General features: G+C 33.3%; 4 protein-coding genes. 1 reads left to right on the top strand and 3 read right to left on the bottom strand.

Features of this window, described 5'->3' with window-relative positions:
- Nucleotides 1-1,008, bottom strand: a 1,008-nt coding sequence (locus P8K68_RS14375; RefSeq protein ID WP_300252472.1) for a GH3 auxin-responsive promoter family protein, incomplete at its 3' end; no start/stop codon positions are given.
- Nucleotides 1,009-1,149: 141 nt separating this feature from the next.
- On the bottom strand, nucleotides 1,150-2,013 hold the full coding sequence (locus tag P8K68_RS14370) for a M23 family metallopeptidase (protein WP_300252466.1): 864 nt from the start codon (nucleotides 2,011-2,013) through the stop codon (nucleotides 1,150-1,152).
- A gap of 278 nt (nucleotides 2,014-2,291) precedes the next feature.
- On the opposite strand from P8K68_RS14370, the gene tatA reads away from it, so the two are divergent.
- Entirely contained in the window at nucleotides 2,292-2,474 is a 183-nt protein-coding gene (gene tatA / locus P8K68_RS14365) for a twin-arginine translocase TatA/TatE family subunit (RefSeq protein WP_300252463.1), read from the top strand.
- Nucleotides 2,475-2,552: 78 nt separating this feature from the next.
- Here tatA and P8K68_RS14360 read toward each other — a convergent pair.
- Nucleotides 2,553-3,408 (bottom strand): DUF4837 family protein (locus P8K68_RS14360; RefSeq protein ID WP_300252461.1); only part of this gene is annotated, 856 nt, incomplete at its 5' end.

Below are 3,408 nucleotides of genomic sequence, written 5' to 3'. Positions count from 1 at the left end.
GCCTGCATTTGTTGAGATGATCATCACATAATTTACGTCAACCTCAACATCTGCAATCGTGATGCGTTTTGGATTTTCATTAAAAAATTCGTCCGCTTTAATAAACTCATAAAAAATACCTGAATTAAGCTGAAGCAACATCCCTTTCTCATTCTGTTTGTCTTGAAAAGCAAAAAACCCTTCGCTTGCAGGATATAACTCAATACTATCTACTTTTCTGCCAATTAAGTTTTCGAATTTTGCTCGGTAAGGCTCATAATTAACCCCTCCAAAAATGAATAGATTGAAATTTTTGAAGACATCGCCTACTTGCTTTCCTGTTTTTTGCTGCAATTTCTCAAAATACATTTGTACCCAGGATGGAATTCCAGAAATAATCGTCATATTCTCTGGTAAGGTTTCTTCAACTATAGCATCTACTTTAGTTTCCCAATCTTCAATACAGTTGGTCTCCCAAGAAGGCAATCTGTTTTTTTGTAAATACTTAGGCACGTAATGCGCTACAATGCCCGAAAGCCGCCCTAATTGAACGCCATTTTGTTCTTTTAAAATAGGACTTCCTTGTAAAAAAATCATTTTACCATTTACAAATTTACTATGGCCTGTTTCATGAATGTACATCAAAATAGCATTTCTTGCTGCTTCCACATGACTTGGCATACTTTCCTTAGTAATAGGGATGTATTTTGACCCCGAAGTAGTTCCAGAGGTTTTTGCAAAATAAACGGGTTTTCCCTTCCAAAGGATGTCTTTTTCGCCAGCAACCACCTTTTCAACGTAGGGTTTTAAGGCTTCATAATCTCTTACAGGAACACGTTTTATAAAATCTTTATGGTTATTTATACTAATAAAATCATGATCTTGTCCAAACTGCGTTCGGGTTGCGACAGCAATTAATTCTTGAAACACTTTATTTTGAGTTTCAATAGGATTGTTTGCCCATTTTTGAACTTTTTTATAAATACGTTTTGCAAAAGGTTTTGCTAAAGCAGATTTTAGTGATAACATGTTAACTTGATATTGACAAATGTCTGGTCGAGCGCAGTCGAGACCTTTTTATTCCTTTTTATTTTCAACCTCCCGAGAACTGCGTTCGTATCTTCAATCAAAATATATTTTGATTTCGATAATGCTTGAGGAGGCCATGTCTTATTTAAAATCTATAAAATTTGTTGGGTTTATTGGGTAGCCGTCATTCCATAATTCAAAATGTAAATGTGGCCCTGTTGATAGTTCGCCTGTGCTGCCTGCAGTGGCAATAACTTCGCCGGCTTTAACTAAATCGCCTTGGGTTTTTGTTAAAGCCGCATTGTGTTTATATATAGAAATTAACCCATGACTATGCTCAATAATAATCACATAGCCTGTACTAGCTGTCCATTCAGCAAAAATTACAATCCCATCAGCAGTGGCTTTTATAGGAGTGTCTTTGACTACAACAATATCTACAGCATAGTGCTTTTCTTTGGCATTGTAAGGTTCGCTAATGGTACCATTTACTGGCGGAAACAACACAAAACTTGTTGCTGAGGTTGCCGATTCAAATAGATTATACTTATCCTCTTTATCTACTTTTTCTCGAAGTAAAGAATCTTCAGCTGTCGGTTTTAAATCGACTTCACTTGCCTCTAGCTTTACCACTTGAATAATAGAGTCTTTATTAAAATCTTCGGCATTCAAATCGCCTGTAAGTACTTTTTTAATAGATTCGTAGTAACGCTCATTCATAAAAATAACACGTTGTAAAGAATCGGTTTTATAACTCAACTCTGTAGCTTTCTTTTTTAATGCTGTTGATGAATACCCAGGAATATATTCCCGGAGTGGCGTAAGTGCAATTAATAAGTACGTCAGGGTGATTAAAAATATAATTAATAACGAGCTTAAAACAAAGACATTTAGTCGCGTGAGCTTAAAAGATAAACGCTCTTCAAAAGTGTTTTCGTTAAGTATCATTAACCGATACTTATCTAATAATTTTCGTTTTATCTTTTTCTTTTTTTTATCTGCCATGTTGAAACAAAAATAAATAAATTTATTACAAGACTTGATGCTCGGTATGCTAAAGTTAAACTTATACCAATTTAGATATATAATTTAGCGGTAAATCATTTGTTTTTCTACTTCTCTTCGTAAAAAAATAAAACCGTACCTAAGACTATGCTTTGATTTTTTGCCTTGATAAATAAAAAAATATTCTAATTTACTTTCACGACATTATATATCTAAATTCGTATTAAAACGTTTTTATTAAAGTTTAATTATTAACTTTGTACTTTAAAATCATTATTATGAGCTTATATATATTACCATTAGCAATAGGACCTTGGCAAATAGCATTAATTGTTGTGGTTGTTTTACTTTTATTTGGAGGTAAAAAAATACCTGAATTAATGCGTGGATTAGGTAGCGGTATTAAAGAATTTAAAGATGCCAGTAAAGAAGAAGAATCTGCCGAAGACAAAAAAGAATAGACGCTTTTATTTTTATAAAAAAAGACCAATATTACTGAGTAATGTTGGTCTTTTTTGTTTATTTCGCTAGCGCTTTTATTAGTCTATTTTAACAGATTTAATAATCGCCTCTAGTTCTAGCATATAATTTCGTTTCTCTACAGATGGTGCAAAAACGAAGCCCTCAATACCTATCCATCTTTTATTTACTTTATCTTCAATCGTATAATTAATAAATGGTCCACCCATAAAATCATTTGTTAATTCCCATAAGCCTTTCGTTTCAAGCGCAGGTTTATTATCTAAAATAGTTTCACCATAAAAAGGCGTGTAAGCATCCTCTGTTACCATAAAAGAAGATACTGTACTTCCGTCGGCATTTATAGTACCATCCAATCGTCCTTTAAAATACTGCTTCCCAATAGAGTCTCTAATTTTAATTATTTGAGTTACTGTACTATCGTTTCTCTGTATAGCATCAAAGGGTAATTCATAAATCATGATATGAGAATGACCAGTCGTAATATCTTTTCTAAACCAGAAGAAATTGTCTGTTTCTTTTGCAGATTCATAAATAGATGCAAACTGAATGGTTAAACCTAGTTTTTCCTTTATAGATGTAAAACGATGCGGTGATTTTGCCATTTGTCGCATTCTTTCAGCTAACTCTTCATTTCTAAACGTATTAATAATTTTGGATGCATTCAATTTAAGAACCTCAATAATAGCATCCTTTGTTTTCCCAGATATCACAATAACTTTTTGAGGCTTTGCATACACATCCTCAGAAATCGTGATTCCTGATTTTTTACCCGTTTCAATTTTTAAAACCGTTCTGTTTTTAGTAACAAAACCAGAAAAAACTGCTGGTGGAATTTGACTAACGGTAAACGTTGGCTCGTCTTGTGGTAAGCCGTAAATGGGTGTTCCAAGCACTTGTCTTATAGCTTCACCA

This window comes from Algibacter sp. (assembly GCF_029245835.1).
Lineage (GTDB): Bacteria > Bacteroidota > Bacteroidia > Flavobacteriales > Flavobacteriaceae > Algibacter_B.
Note: the sequence above shows the minus strand (reverse complement) of the source record. Positions and strands in the feature narration are given on the sequence as shown.